This window comes from Halobacillus sp. K22, assembly GCF_052246795.1.
Classification (GTDB): Bacteria; Bacillota; Bacilli; order Bacillales; family Halobacillaceae; genus Halobacillus.
The window spans coordinates 1-16,275 of record NZ_JBQQCN010000031.1 but is presented as its reverse complement, the minus strand read 5'-3'; the positions used below and the strand labels follow the sequence as shown (position 1 = coordinate 16,275).

General features: G+C 41.7%; 15 protein-coding genes. 9 read left to right on the top strand and 6 right to left on the bottom strand.

What is annotated here, in order from left to right; all coding sequences use genetic code 11:
• Entirely contained in the window at nucleotides 1–846 is an 846-nt protein-coding gene (locus ACTWPM_RS17905) for a manganese catalase family protein (RefSeq protein WP_443134386.1), read from the bottom strand.
• Nucleotides 847–906: 60 nt separating this feature from the next.
• Nucleotides 907–1,089, bottom strand: a complete 183-nt coding sequence (locus ACTWPM_RS17900; RefSeq protein ID WP_443134354.1) for a YjzC family protein — start codon at nucleotides 1,087–1,089, stop codon at nucleotides 907–909.
• Between the two features lie 358 nt (nucleotides 1,090–1,447).
• On the opposite strand from ACTWPM_RS17900, the gene ACTWPM_RS17895 reads away from it, so the two are divergent.
• On the top strand, nucleotides 1,448–1,825 hold the full coding sequence (locus tag ACTWPM_RS17895) for a DUF2512 family protein (protein ID WP_443134353.1): 378 nt from the start codon (nucleotides 1,448–1,450) through the stop codon (nucleotides 1,823–1,825).
• A 93-nt stretch (nucleotides 1,826–1,918) separates the two neighbouring features.
• Here ACTWPM_RS17895 and ACTWPM_RS17890 read toward each other — a convergent pair whose 3' ends face one another.
• On the bottom strand, nucleotides 1,919–2,656 hold the full coding sequence (locus tag ACTWPM_RS17890; protein WP_443134352.1) for a YqjF family protein: 738 nt from the start codon (nucleotides 2,654–2,656) through the stop codon (nucleotides 1,919–1,921).
• Nucleotides 2,657–3,100: 444 nt separating this feature from the next.
• Between ACTWPM_RS17890 and ACTWPM_RS17885 the strand changes: the two genes are divergently transcribed.
• From ACTWPM_RS17885 to ACTWPM_RS17860, 6 genes are all read left to right on the top strand, one after another.
• Complete coding sequence (locus ACTWPM_RS17885; RefSeq protein WP_443134351.1) at nucleotides 3,101–3,343, top strand: hypothetical protein; 243 nt, start codon at nucleotides 3,101–3,103, stop codon at nucleotides 3,341–3,343.
• Between the two features lie 527 nt (nucleotides 3,344–3,870).
• On the top strand, nucleotides 3,871–4,293 hold the full coding sequence (locus tag ACTWPM_RS17880; RefSeq protein ID WP_443134350.1) for a CBS domain-containing protein: 423 nt from the start codon (nucleotides 3,871–3,873) through the stop codon (nucleotides 4,291–4,293).
• A gap of 268 nt (nucleotides 4,294–4,561) precedes the next feature.
• Nucleotides 4,562–4,744 carry a YjzC family protein gene (locus ACTWPM_RS17875; protein ID WP_443131362.1) on the top strand — a complete coding sequence of 61 codons (183 nt, stop codon included), beginning with the start codon at nucleotides 4,562–4,564 and terminating at the stop codon, nucleotides 4,742–4,744.
• 287 nt (nucleotides 4,745–5,031) lie between these two features.
• Entirely contained in the window at nucleotides 5,032–5,715 is a 684-nt protein-coding gene (gene coxB / locus ACTWPM_RS17870; RefSeq protein ID WP_443134349.1) for a cytochrome c oxidase subunit II, read from the top strand.
• A 25-nt stretch (nucleotides 5,716–5,740) separates the two neighbouring features.
• Entirely contained in the window at nucleotides 5,741–7,666 is a 1,926-nt protein-coding gene (locus tag ACTWPM_RS17865) for a cytochrome c oxidase subunit I (protein ID WP_443134348.1), read from the top strand.
• The gene (locus ACTWPM_RS17860) at nucleotides 7,656–8,231 is read left to right on the top strand and encodes a cytochrome c oxidase subunit 3 (RefSeq protein WP_443134347.1); all 576 of its coding nucleotides are present in this window, start codon (nucleotides 7,656–7,658) and stop codon (nucleotides 8,229–8,231) included. Before ACTWPM_RS17865 ends, ACTWPM_RS17860 begins: the two co-directional genes overlap by 11 nt.
• Before the next feature lie 720 nt (nucleotides 8,232–8,951).
• On the opposite strand, the gene ACTWPM_RS17855 is transcribed toward ACTWPM_RS17860, so the two are convergent.
• Together ACTWPM_RS17855 and ACTWPM_RS17850 are read right to left on the bottom strand one after the other, a co-directional pair.
• Entirely contained in the window at nucleotides 8,952–9,932 is a 981-nt protein-coding gene (locus tag ACTWPM_RS17855) for an alpha-E domain-containing protein (protein ID WP_443134346.1), read from the bottom strand.
• Nucleotides 9,925–11,376 (bottom strand): circularly permuted type 2 ATP-grasp protein, encoded by a 1,452-nt coding sequence (locus tag ACTWPM_RS17850; protein WP_443134345.1) that lies wholly within the window; start codon nucleotides 11,374–11,376, stop codon nucleotides 9,925–9,927. The genes ACTWPM_RS17855 and ACTWPM_RS17850 overlap by 8 nt, the downstream gene beginning before the upstream one ends.
• 353 nt (nucleotides 11,377–11,729) lie before the next feature.
• Between ACTWPM_RS17850 and ACTWPM_RS17845 the strand changes: the two genes are divergently transcribed.
• Nucleotides 11,730–12,215, top strand: coding sequence for a YjzC family protein (locus tag ACTWPM_RS17845; RefSeq protein WP_443134344.1), 486 nt, complete (start codon nucleotides 11,730–11,732; stop codon nucleotides 12,213–12,215).
• 200 nt (nucleotides 12,216–12,415) lie between these two features.
• On the opposite strand, the gene ACTWPM_RS17840 is transcribed toward ACTWPM_RS17845, so the two are convergent.
• Nucleotides 12,416–14,002, bottom strand: a complete 1,587-nt coding sequence (locus ACTWPM_RS17840; protein ID WP_443134343.1) for an L-lactate permease — start codon at nucleotides 14,000–14,002, stop codon at nucleotides 12,416–12,418.
• A 520-nt stretch (nucleotides 14,003–14,522) separates the two neighbouring features.
• Between ACTWPM_RS17840 and mqo the strand changes: the two genes are divergently transcribed.
• Nucleotides 14,523–16,046: a malate dehydrogenase (quinone) gene (gene mqo, locus ACTWPM_RS17835; RefSeq protein ID WP_443134385.1), complete on the top strand. Its 1,524-nt coding sequence runs from the start codon at nucleotides 14,523–14,525 to the stop codon at nucleotides 16,044–16,046.
• Nucleotides 16,047–16,275: the final 229 nt, after the last annotated feature.

Genomic DNA, 16,275 nt, shown 5'->3' with positions numbered 1-16,275 from the left:
TTATTTAAAAATTCCGCTCTTGTTATTCTTCGTTGGTGGTGTTCCGTGCATATAGGATGGAGCTGGTTTCAGCTCTTGCTTTCCACCATGCGCTTTCGGTTCTTTCACATAGCCGAATTCACCTTGGCCATCTGGCGTCTTACCAGAAGTCCAGCTTCCCTCTTTACTTTCTTCCCCCTGTGAAAAGTTGATTAAATCATAAGAGAAATCCGTTGCTTCCCACTCTTTTGGTACACTGGACGGAACCGTCGTACCATGTTCTTCTTCCAGTTCCTTGAGAGCTGCAATCCATTGATTCTGGTGCATCGTATCTCTCGCAAGAAGGAAAGATAACATTTCCTTAACGCCGCGGTCATCGGTCATTTCATATAGACGAGCCACTTGCAATCTTCCTTGAGACTCAGCATTTAAGTTGGCGCGTAAATCTGTAATTAAATTTCCGCTTGCCACAATATAACCACCGCTCCATGGTACCCCTGTACTATTTTCCGGCATAGCGCCAAGTCCTGATACAATGGCATGGTGTGGATTCATTCCTCCCATTATCGCGCCGATTACTGGATCTTCCGCTGCTTTTTCCTGTTCATTTACAGGGGCATCATCCAGAAGGCGAGCGATCATGGTAGATATCATCTCCACATGACCCAGCTCTTCCGTACCTGTATCCATGATTAAATCTTTGTATTTCTCATCGCCTCTGGCATTCCAGCCCTGGAAGAGATACTGCATCGCGACAGAAATTTCACCAAACTGTCCACCTAGAATTTCCTGCAGTTTCTTCGCATACATCGGATCTGGTCTATCTGGTTTTGCATGAAACTGTAATTCTTTCTTATGTGTAAAAATAAATCATCACTCCTTTTTAGAATTTCTTATTTAAAGTGCGCCACTACCATCGTAGAGACTTTAGGATGTCTTAACCCAGTACGCTGCATCACTATCTGACGGAGACGGCGGGAATTGATCGCCTTCATTAAGCTCAATCAATTGTTGGCTTTTACTAGCAGTTCCATTTACTAGACTGTCAACTTTGTACGTTCCTTTTTCGGGAGCTTTTTCTCCTGTTTTAAATTGTTTCCTCTTTGCCATGATCATTCACCTCCGTTTAAGAGTTTATTAATTACCAATCCTGAGGACACTCCAGATTCACTTTTATCAGGAGTCTGCTTCTTTCTGATAATAAGATGCTGGCACTTAAGAGTGCTATATCGGTTGTATTCTCGTTATGAATTGAAAATAAACCAATTATTCCCATAAATTATTCTTTTAATATAGTAAACATTACGATGTGAGCTTCTTTGTATCTATTCTTAATATATTTTTACACCCTACAAATAAGCGCAAACGATAAATTTTACACTTTTTTACTATTACATAAATGTTTACCAGAATAATATATCGGCTATAGAAATACATCACATTAAAACTTAAAAGGAGGTCCATTGAAATGGAGTATGGTAAAGCTTTATTAATTAAGGGCGTTCTCACATTGGTCGGTCTTTATCTCGTACTGGGAGTCGCATACGGAGCTTCTTTTGGTGGAGTATTACTGGTCACTGTAGTCCTCGGTGCTCTTTCCTATCTATCAGGAGATATGTTTATCCTTCCAAAAACAAATAACTTAACCGCTACGGCAGCGGATCTTGGATTAACCTTCCTGGTCGTATGGGCGGCCGGCAGCTGGTTCTTATCACTTAGTGGACCAGCAGCTCTTGCAGCCTTATTCTCAGCTTTGGTCATAGCTGTTGCGGAATATGGGTTCCATATATTTTTAATTTCACATGTATTACCGAAAAATAATCACTTACGTACCTTTGTTCATTAAAACGATGAGAAAATCAGGAACTATGATTTTCGCTCAATAAAAAAGAAGCTTCCTAAAGTGGAAGCTTCTTTTTTATTGAATACCATAGATCCTTTACTTTATTATTCTCAGCGGCCAGAACAACACACGTTTAGCCGGGGAAAAATGAAATATTAATCTACCTTTCTTTATATGTTCGAAATGAAATGGAGTTATCTGATAGGACTGAAGATCAGCTTCCACCTTTTGTACCTGCCACGGTAAATGATGAATGCCGAGCTCCACCATGGTATTCCCAATAGACCTCCACGCATAATACCGTTCAAGCAGCCAGGCATCGAGAGAGTCTTCATCCGGAATCCACAAAGACGAATGAGGCCGAAACGCTGCTTGCAAACTGGCTTTATTCTTCCCCAAACGTTTACTCTGAAAATGGATGGTATCCCCGTACTCACACATATCCATCTGAGCATACCGGTAGGGAAGCGTTGTGAAACTTGCCCCGACCACCGCCAGCAGCTTATTCGCGTCCAGGCTGAAAAAATATAAACCAGGTATGCCTTTCCTTTTTACATACGTTCTTACGTTTAACTCTAAATATGAATGTAAGTAAGGGATGGCCGGAGTGTTGCGGAAATGCATATCTGTCACTTCAAACGGCAGAATGGAAACCCACGCCTCTCCTTGATAACAATCTAGTTCCAATCCCTCTGGAAGCAATTCCTGCAGCGCTTCTTTCGCAACGGGAACATGCATAAAAAGGAGGTTTTGCCACTTCTGACTCAGCATCCATTTTCCATTGGGCAAAGGAGAATTCCGATGACCGGTATGCATAATGATCTTTTCATACATAGTTTTTTCTCCTTTTTCAGAAATTGTGATAAGAAATCTTGAACTTGTTTTAACGTTTAGGATTAGAAGGGTTCTATCAAGAATCCGTTGTAAGCGAGAATGCGTATTGTTCAAAATAATGCAGCCACCGTGACCATCAGCTTCAAGCTCACTTCCTCTGTAGTACTTCACGGTCTTTTTATAAACTAAACTTTTCCAAAGTTTCAATTTTTCCACTCTGGGTAAATAAAAATTTATTAAGAATAAATAACCTGAATAAATGTAAAATAATTACTTTAATGTTAACATTTATAACTTTTTTATAATTTTACCGTTTTATTCATTTTCTTCCGTGGAATACGGCGAATAGAAAGGTTGCTACTAGCATTTCAACTAATCAACATCCCCCACTTACTGGGCGGACTTCCAATCTTATACTACCTGTAGGATGAAAGAGGTGTTCTTATGCAATCAGTAAACCAGGACAATATGGATCTATTTAAATTCTACCAGGTACTTAAGAGTCAGATCACGGATGATCTGATCAAGGATACCACTCAATTTGAGAACTTTGAGGAGTTTATCACATTCCTGCCTTTGTCTAATGATACTTTACTTAAAAATGTACCAACCAAGGAACTGGATCAATTCATTTCAGATACTACAGACTATTCCTGCTGGTTAGATTTCTTAAATACTTGTTGTTAATGGTTAAAGATGAGACCTGGTTTCTTCTGCCCTCTCCCCATTTTAAATCCCCCTAAAAATGCACCGTTCCTTAATTAAGGAGCGGTGCATTCATTTTGTTTATATATATGGATTCTTAAATTTCTTTTACTTGAGGATAAACCTAGTTACGGCTACAAAGCTAACTAGAAAACTATACCCTAATATGGAAAACATTTTCACCACAACTCCTTTTTTAAAATTACCACACAAATGCTAGCAATCAAGCATAAGTAAATTAGAGGAATGATATATAACTTTATAGTTTGGAAAAGGCGAGCTATAACTATCTTAATATAGAAATTAGTTTAACCACTTTAAAGTATGAATTAAACCCAATTTTCTTTGTTCAGTAAAAATAGGTGCTAAAGTTATAATATTGGATTTAGTTAAACATGACGTTTGTAGGAACTTTGATCCAAATCCATATTTTGGGTTTAAATCTCCTATTAAAAGTAAAATTAGATATTATAAGCCAATAATAATAATCTTAGAAAGGATGTGGAATAATGGCTGCATTAAAAGAGTATATGAAAACGAACACCGTCACATGTGATGCATCTGACAATTTGTCCGAGCTTGCTAAATGCATGAGAGAAGAAGATATTGGGTTTGTACCTGTCGTGGAGCAAGGAAATTACGCAGGAGTGGTAACAGACCGTGATATCGTAGTGAAGGGCTTAGCAAAAGGTTCCCCTGATAATGTAAAAGCTTCAGATATAATGACAGAGAAAATCATTACTGGTTCTTCTGATATGGATGTAGCTGAAGCCGCTCGCCTCATGCAGGATCATCAAATTCGCCGCCTGCTTGTAGTCGATAATGAAAAAATCAGCGGTGTGGTCAGCATAGGCGATATTGGTGTACAGGGATCCGATGAGATTGCTGGCAATGTGGTAAGTGAAACAGCTAAAGGATCAGGTAACAATTAATAACGTAAGCTACGTACACTTAAGTATATTGAATAAGTATTTTAAGTGAAAAGCAGGTTTAAATAGCCGCACCTCAAAGCAGGGCGTAAAGGCGGAGAAATTACTAATGTGTAAGTACGGAGAAGAACACTTAGAGAAGATTGATTAAAAAGTTGGCTGCAACTCAGGTAATGGTTCTAGCAATAACTAAGAGTTGCAGCCGATCACCAAATAAAGCTGGTAACTTTATTAAATGAATAACTAAAATTATAACGGAGGTGCCTTAATAATGGCAAACAAACAGTTTAAAACAGGTGAAAAAGCTCCAGAATCCGGTAATTATAAAGTAGACAAACTTGTAAGTGGAAACAATAAATCCAGTGACAATACTGAGATCAGCTTGAATGAAGGAGATCAGTTTCCGCCTTCCCCATCAGAGAATGAAGCAGCTTACTGGGTAAAATCCTCATAATAGATACCTGCAGTTACTCTACCTTTAGTATCCCATTACTAAAGGTAGAGTGTTTTTTATGCAAATGCACCCGCCTATATAAACTGTCATTTTTATTCCATATCTATTGCCGGTTCATGTAAAAAGCATAATAGCTGGGCCCCATCTATTTATAGAATTTATAGACACGTATAAACGATTTTATTATTGAACTAAACTGCTTTACAAAAGGGTTTCGGCATTTATATTACAGGCTACATAGATTAATATAGCTTTCAAAAATCTCTAAGGAAAAGGTTGAGTTACATATGAAGAAATGGTTCATTTTCCTGCTCGCTCCCTTTTTGTCCGGCTGCAGCCTTCGCACGCTTAACCCGGTAAGTGAGACAGGAGCAGATCAAGCTTTTCTGATCAATTTGAGTTTTGGCCTTATGATGTTTGTCGTTGCCGTGGTGTGTGTCCTTTTCATTCTTTTTACGGTCAAATATCGAGAAACCGAAAAAAACAGGAAGGACATCCCCAAGCACGAAGAAGGGAACCGTACGCTGGAAATTATTTGGACGACTTTACCTATTATTCTACTTATCGGTTTAGCTATTCCCACCATTATCTATACGTTCCAAGTATCGAATACAGATGCCAGTTCAGAAGAGGCCATGCATGTCAATGTAATCGGTGAACAATGGAGATGGACGTTTCAATATGAAAATGGAAAAGAAACACATGATACGCTCGTGCTCCCCGTGGATCAGGAAGTGGTATTTCATCTAAAGTCCACTGACGTCATTCATTCCTTTTGGATTCCAAGATTAGTTGGAAAAAGAGATGCTATTCCTGATAAGGAAAACAAATTAAAAGTAGCTCCAAATGAAGTGGGCACCTACCAGGGAAAATGCGCAGAGTTTTGCGGGATTCTGCATGCGGACATGAGATTTGTTACCGAAGTAGTACCAGCGAAAGAGTTCGAGGAGTGGCTGGCTGAAGAAAAATAAAATATAGAAATAAAGGGGTGAAACGATGGAGTTTACTTTTAACGGAAACCTTATTATTATACCTACCGATGTTATTGCTGGCTGGGTATCAGCCATAATAGGATTACCTATCGTTCTATACTGGATTACAAAGAAACACTACTGGCCTGTGGTTTGGGATTACGCGACTAGTACCAATCATAGAAAAGTAGGGACACTATATATCCTTTTTTCTATGCTCTTCTTTTTTAGAGCGGGAGTCGATGCTTTATTAATGAGAACCCAGCTAATCACACCTGAAAACCAATTCTGGGTTTTTCAGGGAGAGAAGTATAATGAGCTGTTTACCACGCATGGCACGATGATGATATTTTTTGTAGCTACACCTATCTTAATCGGGTTAATGAATGTGGCCGTACCTCTCCAGATCGGGGCCAATGACTTAGCTTTCCCTTATTTAAATCTGGTGGGTTTCTACTTATTTTTAACAGGAGGAACGATATTTTTCCTCGCCTTTTTTTTCAACGCTGCACCAAACATGGGCTGGACCGCTTACGCTCCCCTATCCACCGATTCATTTACGGTTGGTCCAAACAATAATTTTTACATATTCGGACTCCAGGTCTCCGGGCTTGGGACTATATTTGCAGCTATAAATATGATGACCACGATCATTCGCTTAAGAGCTCCAGGAATGAAGCTTACGAGAATGCCGCTTTTTCCGTGGGCAACTTTGGTTACATCTTTCTTAATCCTGATTGCTTTTCCAGTTCTTGCTATCGCGTTATTATTACTGCAATTCGACAGGCTTTACGGAGCCACTTTCTTTCTCGGAGAATTAGGCCATCCCGTTTATTGGCAGCACCTGTTTTGGATCTTCGGACACCCTGAAGTTTATATCATTGCTTTACCGGCCTTCGGTATTTTCTCAGACATTATTTCTAACTTCTCAAGGAAGAATGTTTTCGGGTACACCGCTATGGTGGCTTCTCTTGCCTTAATCGGGCTGCTGGGTTTAATGGTCTGGGCTCACCATATGTTTACCGTTGGCCTTGGCCCATTTTCTGATACATTTTTTGCGGTCGCTTCCATGCTGATTGCGGTTCCTACAGGAATTAAAGTGTTTAACTGGCTATTTACGATGAGACGCGGAGTCATTAGCATGAAAGCCCCCATGTTGTTTGCTTTAGGGTTTATTCCCACCTTCGTAATGGGCGGGGTAACTGGCGTTATGCTTAGTTCTGCAGCAGCGGATATGCAGTTCCATGATTCTTACTTTGTGGTAGCCCACCTCCATTACGTCATCATCGGCTCAACAATACTTGCTTCCTTTGCTGCCATATACTACTGGTATCCCATCATGATGGGCAAGAAGTTAGATGACAAACTCGGAAAATGGCATTTTTGGCTGTTTCTCATCGGCTTCCATTTGACGTTCTTCCTTCAGCACTTAGCCGGGCTGAATGGCATGCCAAGACGAGTCTATGATTATACGTATGAAGATGGCATTTGGACTTACAACTTTATCAGCAGTATCGGGGCATATCTCATGGGATTCTCCATGTTAATTTTCTTATGGAATGTCATTAAAACCCATCGAAATCATACAAAAGCAGAGAATGACCCATGGGATGGGCGCACTTTGGAATGGAGCATTCCATCTCCGCCGCCGGAACACCCCTTTGAAAAAATGCCGATCATTAATCGAAGAGATATGTTCTGGTGGTCCAAAATTAATAATGATCCCATCCCTACTACAGAGAATCACCGGGCATCACCAATCTCAAAACCTACCATTCAGCCTATGTTTTTGTCGGCCGGTTTATTTATTCTAAGTTTTGGATTTATTTATGGGTGGATCTGGATGCAGCTATTAGGTGGAGTCATGTCTTTAAGCACCTTTATCATAAGAGCTTTCTATGATGAACGGAAGCCTGTGTATAAGAAGGAGGAGAAAGAGAGTGAGCAGTAAAACCATCTCGCAGGATTTATTCGGTGATAAAAGGATCGGCTTTTTCATCTATCTTTTTGTTGAAGCAGTAATGTTCAGTACATTATTTGCTACTTATATCATATACACTCCTCCTCAGACCGGCCCGCATCCTGGTGAATTATTCGAATGGAAGACAATCATCCTTGCTTCCATCTTTCTGCTTTCAAGCAGCGGTACCCTGCTTTTATCGGAAAAAGGGCTGAACGATCGAAATATGAAATTAATTATGACAGAGATTGGGCTTACATTTTTACTAGGCGCTGCGTTTATGTACTTTGAAATAGAAGAATTCCGTAAATTCATCATGGAGGGACATGTTATATCTACGAATAATTTCCTGTCCTCCTATTATGTATTGGTCGGATTGCATGCTTCCCACGTAACGTTTGGGCTGGGATGGATGATTGTCCTATTTATCCAGGGAAGAATTTTACCTTTCAATCTGTTTAAAGAAAAACATAAGATATTTAATTACTACTGGCACTTCGTGGATGTGATCTGGGTTATTATCCTGCTGGTCGTTTACGCTCCTTACCTTCTATAGGTGTATGTAAAAGGATTGGTTATAAGCGATCTAAACTAACCTGGACATCCGCAATCATGGTGTTTAGAGTTCAGAAGCTAGAAAAGATAAATAAACTTCCGCATAAAAGGACCATCCTCGTCTTTTCTGCGGAAGTTATTTTTATAAAGACTCCGTAAAACCCCCGTGTTGATTTCCCAGTAAAGCTCCCATTACTTGAAGACTTGATTTCGAGATATTGGTTATGAGGGAGGTCCTCCAGGGGACGAATCATAAACTCGAAACCACCTAACAAACTGTTTGCAGGATGGGGTTATTTTCAGGGTAAAAAAGCTTATTATAGAAGTATTTTAGGCCTTATTTTGGAGGAGAACATCCTCTATTGAAAAAGGTCCGTTATTCTCACGTGACTGGGCTGGCGAAGGAAATGACGAGACTCCCACGGGAGAAGGAGCTAGGCGAGACCCCACAGGGAGTGAAGCGACCGAGGAGGCTTGCCAGTTCCCCCGTAGGAAAGCGAGTTATTTCCGTAGCCAGCCCCTCTCCATATTAGTAACGGACCAAATATATCTTGCATTCGAGTCTTCAAGTATCCGGCCCTATTGTTTAATAGGGCTATTATAAAAAACAACCATAAACTTTACCAAAGCTTGTTTAAGAAGTGACCTCCCCCTGCATAACAGCATAAAAAACAGATGCTCCTTTTTTAGAGCACCTGTTTTTTTATGCTGATTCTCCAAGTTATTGGCTGTTTCCCACAGATCTACTTTTATATCCGTCCAGATTATAAGCGGCTGAGAAAACTTCATGGATTCTATCGCAGTGGTCCTGGAACCCTTTCAGAAAACGTAAGAGTTCCTCCACCGACATCCCGGCAATATCAGTCCGTTCAATTCCTCTTTGTGTGTACTCTAACAACTGAAATAACTCTTCAGTATTTTGAGGACTCCTTCCAGGGTTTAACTGCTCTACCGCAAGTAAAGTATGATTCATGCAATACGTTATGGACCGCGGAAACCGTTCTTCCTCTATTAGAAACGTAAATACTTCCTCAGGGTTCAGCGTTAACGGGTGCTCCATAATAAAAGAATCATAACCATTGGCTAACTGGAGGGCATGAAGCCAGTAATCGAACTCCTGAAAATCTTTATTATTCTTTTCCACTAACGTCTTCTCACAAATAACCTTTAGGATTCGCGCAGTGGTTTCCGCCCGTTCGATCCACTTTCCTATTTTTATAAAGTTATAAGCTTCCCCTCTTAACATGGAAGATTCGATAATCCCTTGAAAATTTGAAGACATATCAAGAATATCGCCTAAGTCCTCTTGAATTGTATTGGAACGTAAAGACCCGTCCAGCTGTTCCTTCTTCTCTAAATATAAATGATTGATCATCTCCCAAATAGAAGCGGGTATAAGTGTTCGGGACTCCTTTGCTTTCTCTCTGGACCTTTCCAGCAATTGAAGAAGAGAATTTTCATTCTCCGGGCTCCGTACAAGATAATCAAGCACATCTTCACTATTTAAACGAGAATAGAGTGCATAATATTCGTTTTTAGAAGCACAGATTTCAAGAAGCTCTTCCCAGTCGTTATTTAGTGTATTCTGATCTGATTCTTCTAGCATATGAATCAGCCGGCTGCTCAGGGTTCGAGCGTTAGTTTCAGACCTTTCAATAAATCTGGACAACCAATACAATGAATCTGCCAATCTGCTAAGCATAGCCCTCTCCTCCTTCTGCCGTTATTACCCAAATATCCTTAAGTCCGCCACCCTGAGAAGAGTTCACCACAAGGTTATCTTCCTTCAAAGCCACTCTGGAAAGTCCTCCAGGCAGAACATTGGTTTCCTCACCTTTCATCGCAAAAATTCTTAAATCTACATGACGGGGACGGAATTCCCCTTCTTGAAAAGCCGGAGCCCGTGACAATTGAACTGTAGGCTGGGCAATATATTCCTTTGGATTATCCTGGATTTTTTGTCGAAATGCCGTTAACTCTTTTTCCGAGGCATTTGGGCCAATCAGCATATCGTCTCCGCCGGAAGCTCCAATATTCTTGATGACGAGTTTCTCAAGATTCTCTAACACATAATCTCTTTGCTCTGAATCTCTTAAAAAATAGGTGGTTACATTCTTAAGAACCGGCTCTTCATTCAAGTAATAGCGAATCATCTCCGGTACATAAGCATAGATCGCCTTATCATCTACTGCTCCGACACCTACTCCATTCAAAATGGTCACATTGCCCTGGTTGTAGGCTCTCATAAGACCAGAGACACCAACTTCAGAATCTGAGCGAAAGGATTCCGGATCCAAGTATTCATCATCAACTCTTCGATAAATAATATCTACACGCTCCAGTCCGCTCGTTGTTTCCTTATAAACGATGTCATTCTCGACGATCAGGTCACGTCCTTCCACTAATTCAATCCCCAGCTGCTTTGCAAGAAATAAGTGCTCGTAATAAGCCGAGTTATAAACGCCTGTCGTTAATAACACCGCCTGAGGCGAAGATGAAGCATTGCGTGGTGCATAGCTGAACAGAGCCTTTTGCAGCTCTTTAAACTGGTTTTCAAGTGGGAGCACACTATATTGATCAAACAGTTCTGGATATACTTTTCTGGTTACCTGCCGATTTTGATAAACATACGAAATCCCTGAAGGGTTACGCAGATTATCCTCTAATACCCGGTATTCGCCATTTTCATCACGAATAAGATCAATTCCCGCTAAAAATAAGGGATGGCTAAGCGGCAGATTCATACCTGAAACCTGCTCTTCATTATAGTAGGAACTGTTTTCGAGCAGTTCTTTCGGCACGACTTCTTCCTTAATGATCTTTTTATCACCATAAATATCATTTAGAAAGTAACTTAACGCCTCAACTCTTTGTTTTAATCCTTTTTCGATCTCCTTCCACTTCTTTTCCGGAATGATAATCGGAACAAAATCAAAAGGAGGCGTCCGCTCGGTACCATACTCATCAGGGGTAAACGTAATGCCCTGCTTTAAAAAATGTAACTGCGCTCGTTCATGTCTTTTCCGCAAATCTTCTGCAGAGGCTTTTGAAATTACATTGTTAAAAGCTTTATAATGGTCCCTGGGATTTCCTGATTGATCCATCATTTCATCGAAAAATGTATCTGCTTGATAATTGATTAACATGTGACTCCCTCCTTTTCGTCTTCTATGAAACTTTACCCATATAACAAAGTTCACACACAATAAATGTAAAAAATGCCTATATATTCTCATCTTGAAAGAGGATATAGGCTTATATTTCCTATGGATACTAGGTAACTTTTATGAATATCGTCCCTTCATTATTGGAATCTACACTAAGATAAGCATGCTACTTCAAGCAATTCGGTCCACCGGAACTTACTATAAGTTTCTTAAAAATAGAAGACTAAAAACAAACAAATTATATTAAAAAAATATTACAAATGAAAATCAGGTTTAATAAACACCCATATAGTGGTAATTATTTTATATACTATTTAAGGAGGTCGATGAAAATGGCTAAGAACAATAATCAAAACCAAAATCAATCCATGACTACGGAAGAAGCAGGTCGTAAAGGCGGAGAGAAAACAAGTCGTAAATACGATCAAGAACACTTCGAGAATATTGGTCAAAAAGGTGGCGAAAAAACGTCTCAAAACCATGATCAAGAATTTTATGAAAACATTGGCCAAAAAGGCGGAGAAACAACCAGCAAGGAATACAGCAAGGAACATTTTGAGGAAATCGGTCAAAAAGGCGGACAAAACTCAGGAAACGGTTCTAATACTACTTCTTCAAACAATTCGTCATCCAATAATACCTCAAACAACCAGTTTAAAACTGGTCAAAAAGCTCCAGAATCCGGTAAGTATAAAGTAGATAAACTTGCAAATGGAAATAAGAGCAATAATAATACGGAAATCAGCCTGAATGAAGGCGATCAATTCCCACCTTCCCCTTCAGAAAATGAAGCAGCTTACTGGGTGAAATCTTCCTAGAGCTCAATAATACCCGGCCTCTTGTATTTAAATCCAAAAGGCCGGGTATTTTTTATTGCGGTGTAATATTAGGTTCTATGAAACTTTCAATTAACTATCAATAGAATTCAGTAGAATCTAGTCTATGCTTATATGTTTTATTATCCTATTTCTTCACCCTATGCCATGGTGCTAGTATTTTAGCTGATGCTTTTTCTTACTTACAAGATCCCCATTAATATAAATCCACCTATACCGACAAGGACGCCGTAAAGTAAAGCCGGTCCCAGGGTTTTCCGGATCACGTTTCCTTCTTCCCCTTCCATTCCTGCGACAGCGCTTGCAGCGACCACATTATGCACACAGATCATGTTCCCTGCTCCAGCTCCTACCAGCTGGGCTGCGAGCACTACCTTGAGGTTCGCATCTGTAGCCTCCGCTATATTGTACTGAATGGGTGCGAAGGTAAGGGTTGAAACGGTTGCACTTCCTGTTATAAAGGATCCTAGCTCTCCAAGAAACGGCGCGGCAAAAATCCACATCGGCCCAAACGCAGCCGCCATTCCTTCGGCAATATAACTTGGCATGCTCATTAAATCATTCATATTCATCCCGGAATTACTGAACACATGCACCATAGCAAGCGTGGCCGCCAATGTAACAGCGGTAATTTTGATTGTGGATAGCGATTGCTTTGCCGCCCGTCCAAAATGGTTAAACGATTTTCGCTGGACGAGCAGAGCTAAAAGGGCTGCAACTGTCAGCACGGTTCCGGGCGAATATAAAACTGCCCAGCTGGATGCAATCCCTTCCACACCTAAAATGTTTGACCACGATAAATCAATAGCCGACTGTGTAAATTCCTTAAACCATGGAACAATGCGTGTAAGTAACAGCAAGGCCACGACAATAATGTAAGGAAACCACGCTCGGATTAGTCCCATCTCGGATTTTTCTTCGGTATCCTCAAAATTTTCCTGTCTGGCATCCGTCCATACAGTGGATGGGAGAAGCCATCCCTTTCTCGCGGTTATGGCTGCGACAACCAGCCCGGTCAAGGATCCTAGAATCGCTACAAATTCCGGACCAAACAAAGTCGCGTATACAAGAGCTGAAACATTATAAGTGATCCCAATGAGCAGCGTCCACGGTATCATCACGAGGGCGTCTTTTATTCCCTTCCCTTTACCGAAAAATAGGGTCAGCACGAGGACTAAGATAAATGGAATAAACGTTCCCGCGAATAAATCAATAAGAGTGACAGTTACGCCGACCTCCTTGAAAAACGCGGTGCCCGCATCGGGCAAGGTGCTGAGTCCGACCAACACCGGCGTTCCAACGGCCCCGAAGGCTACCGCCGTACTATCCGCAATAAGGGCTGTCGCTACCGCTGCGAGCGGCTTGAAGCCAAGAGCAAGCATCAACGGAGCCGTCACCATCGCCGGTGCACCGAACCCTGCTGCTCCTTCAATTAACGAGCCGAATAAAAAAGCGACAAAAATAAGCTGGACCCTCATGTCCTGGGAAATACTCTGAAATCCCTGGTTGATACGGGTCACCGCTCCGGTGTTACGAAGGGTGTTCAATAACACGAGCGCTCCGAATAAAATCAATAATATCGTCAGGGTTTTATGTACTCCCTGCAAAATGGAAGAAGCAATCACCTGCCCCTCCATTCCCCACACGGTCATCGCTAAAATAATTACCACTACAGCACTTATGGACATCCCTTTGATCGCTGGCATACGCAATAAAACCAGCAGAAGAAAGGGAACAATCACAGCACTTAGTGCCACCACCATCAACATTTAATCTCCTCCTCTTAGTTTTCATTTTTACTTATTCCTAAAAAACCTTTACTTGTCAGTAGTTGATACGGTCATCAGATGACCATATTAACCATAGTAACCGCTTACAAACATATTTTCAATAGAATTTATGATCGATTTCACAATTTTTACAAAACAATGGCTTCTCGTCCCCCGCCCTGGTTCATATGAGCAAAACTTGTAAAATCTTAAATGATTTAGAGACTCAGCTTTTTATTGAAAGCGATTTCTGCTCGTGCTAGAATAAAAGAAACAAAGTCATCTGATGACCTTATCTATGTTCGTAACGTAAGAATTCCCGCTTCCTTTATGCAGGATCACTTGCCTCCACGAGTACGCTGCTAGTATCAAGGTACATAAAGGAAAAGTGATCCCCGGCATTTTTTATAAAAATAAAAAGGCATCACCCTCGCGTGACGAACAGGAACGGTAAGGTGAAAGCGGATGACGATCGGGACCTGCCCATCAGATTGACGATAACTCCCGATACAGCTGCTGCCTGTTTAACTATAAAAGGAGGAATAACATGAATCATAATCACACAACGACCGACGTGATCCTGATCGGAGCTGGCGTCGTAAGCGCGACACTGGCAACACTACTGCACAAATTACAGCCGGAATGGCGTATCACCCTGTTCGAAAAGCTCGACTCCGCCGGACAAGAGAGTTCCAATGAATGGAATAACGCCGGAACCGGGCACGCCGCTCTCTGTGAACTGAACTATACCCCTGAACAGCCGGACGGTTCACTGGACATTAGCAAGGCCGTGAAAATTAATGAACAATTCCAGATTTCCAGACAGCTCTGGGCCCACCTGGTCGAGCAAGGCGATCTACAGAGTCCCGAAGAATTTATCCGCCCCTTGCCTCACATAAGCTTTGTTTACGGAAAAGATCATGTGGAATTTTTGACGAAGCGGGTGGAAGCCCTGAAAGATCACCCTCAGTTTCAGGGGATGGAGTTTTCCATAGACCCCGAACGCATCAAGGAATGGATTCCTTTAATGATGGAAGGCCGTTCCACTGAAGAACCGATTGCGGCAACGAAATTCGACCATGGCACAGATGTTAATTTTGGAGAACTGACCCGCCAAATGCTGAAACATTTAGAGAAACAGGACAACATAGAAATCCGTTACAATCATTCCGTCGATAACATTCAACAAAGGGAAGACGGAGCGTGGGAAGTGAAGGTACGAAACCTTAAAGAAGAAACCATCGAAGAGCATACGTCTTCCTTCGCCTTTATCGGTGCCGGGGGCGGCGCACTGCCATTGCTGCAAAAAACAGGCATTCCGGAAAGCAAGCACATCGGAGGATTTCCGATCAGCGGCGAATTCCTCGTTTGCGATAACCCGGAAGTCGTGAAGAAGCACCATTCCAAAGTCTATGGAAAAGAACCGGCAGGCACGCCGCCGATGACAGTTCCGCATCTGGACCGCCGCCATATTGAAGGAAAAGACACGCTGTTATACGGCCCGTTCGCCGGATTTACCCCTAAGTTCCTGAAAACCGGCTCGATGATGGACCTGTTAGGTTCCGTGAAGCCGACAAATGTGCTGACGATGCTCGCAGCCGGAGCCAAAAATACCTCCCTGATCAAATATTTGGCCATGCAGCTGAAGATGTCCAAAAAAGACCGGATGGAAGAGCTGCGGAATTTTGTTCCCAATGCCTCCAATGAAGACTGGGACCTTCTCGTAGCCGGACAGCGTGTACAATTGATTGAGGATACTGAAGAAGGCGGCCGCGGTGCTCTCCAGTTCGGTACCAAACTGATTCACGCTGAGGACCGTACCATGGCTGCCCTTCTTGGCGAATCACCAGGAGCATCCGTTTCCGTTTCGATTATGCTCGAGGTCTTACACAAGTGCTTCCCAGAATATCTTAATTCGTGGGAGCCGAAGCTCAAGGAAATCATCCCTTCCTACGGCGAGTCGCTGGAGGATAATCCTGAGCTGCTTGATCGGGTTCATGATTCTACCTCTCGAGCTCTTAATTTAATGGAGCCTGTAAAATAAAAAAAATAGCGACAGTCTAAACAACGAAGCATCGTTCGCCATTTGGCGCATCGATGCTTCTTTTTTTGGATGACTTAGATTGATCATATAAGAGCCACATTTTTGAACTACCCCCACTTACTCGCTGACGCTCCTTGAAGTTGGAGGATTCCTAAGAGCACGAACCTAACGGTTCGTTCAAATGATTAGGCTAGCCCCGTCGCACCGACGGTTGAAAGGAGTCGTTGAA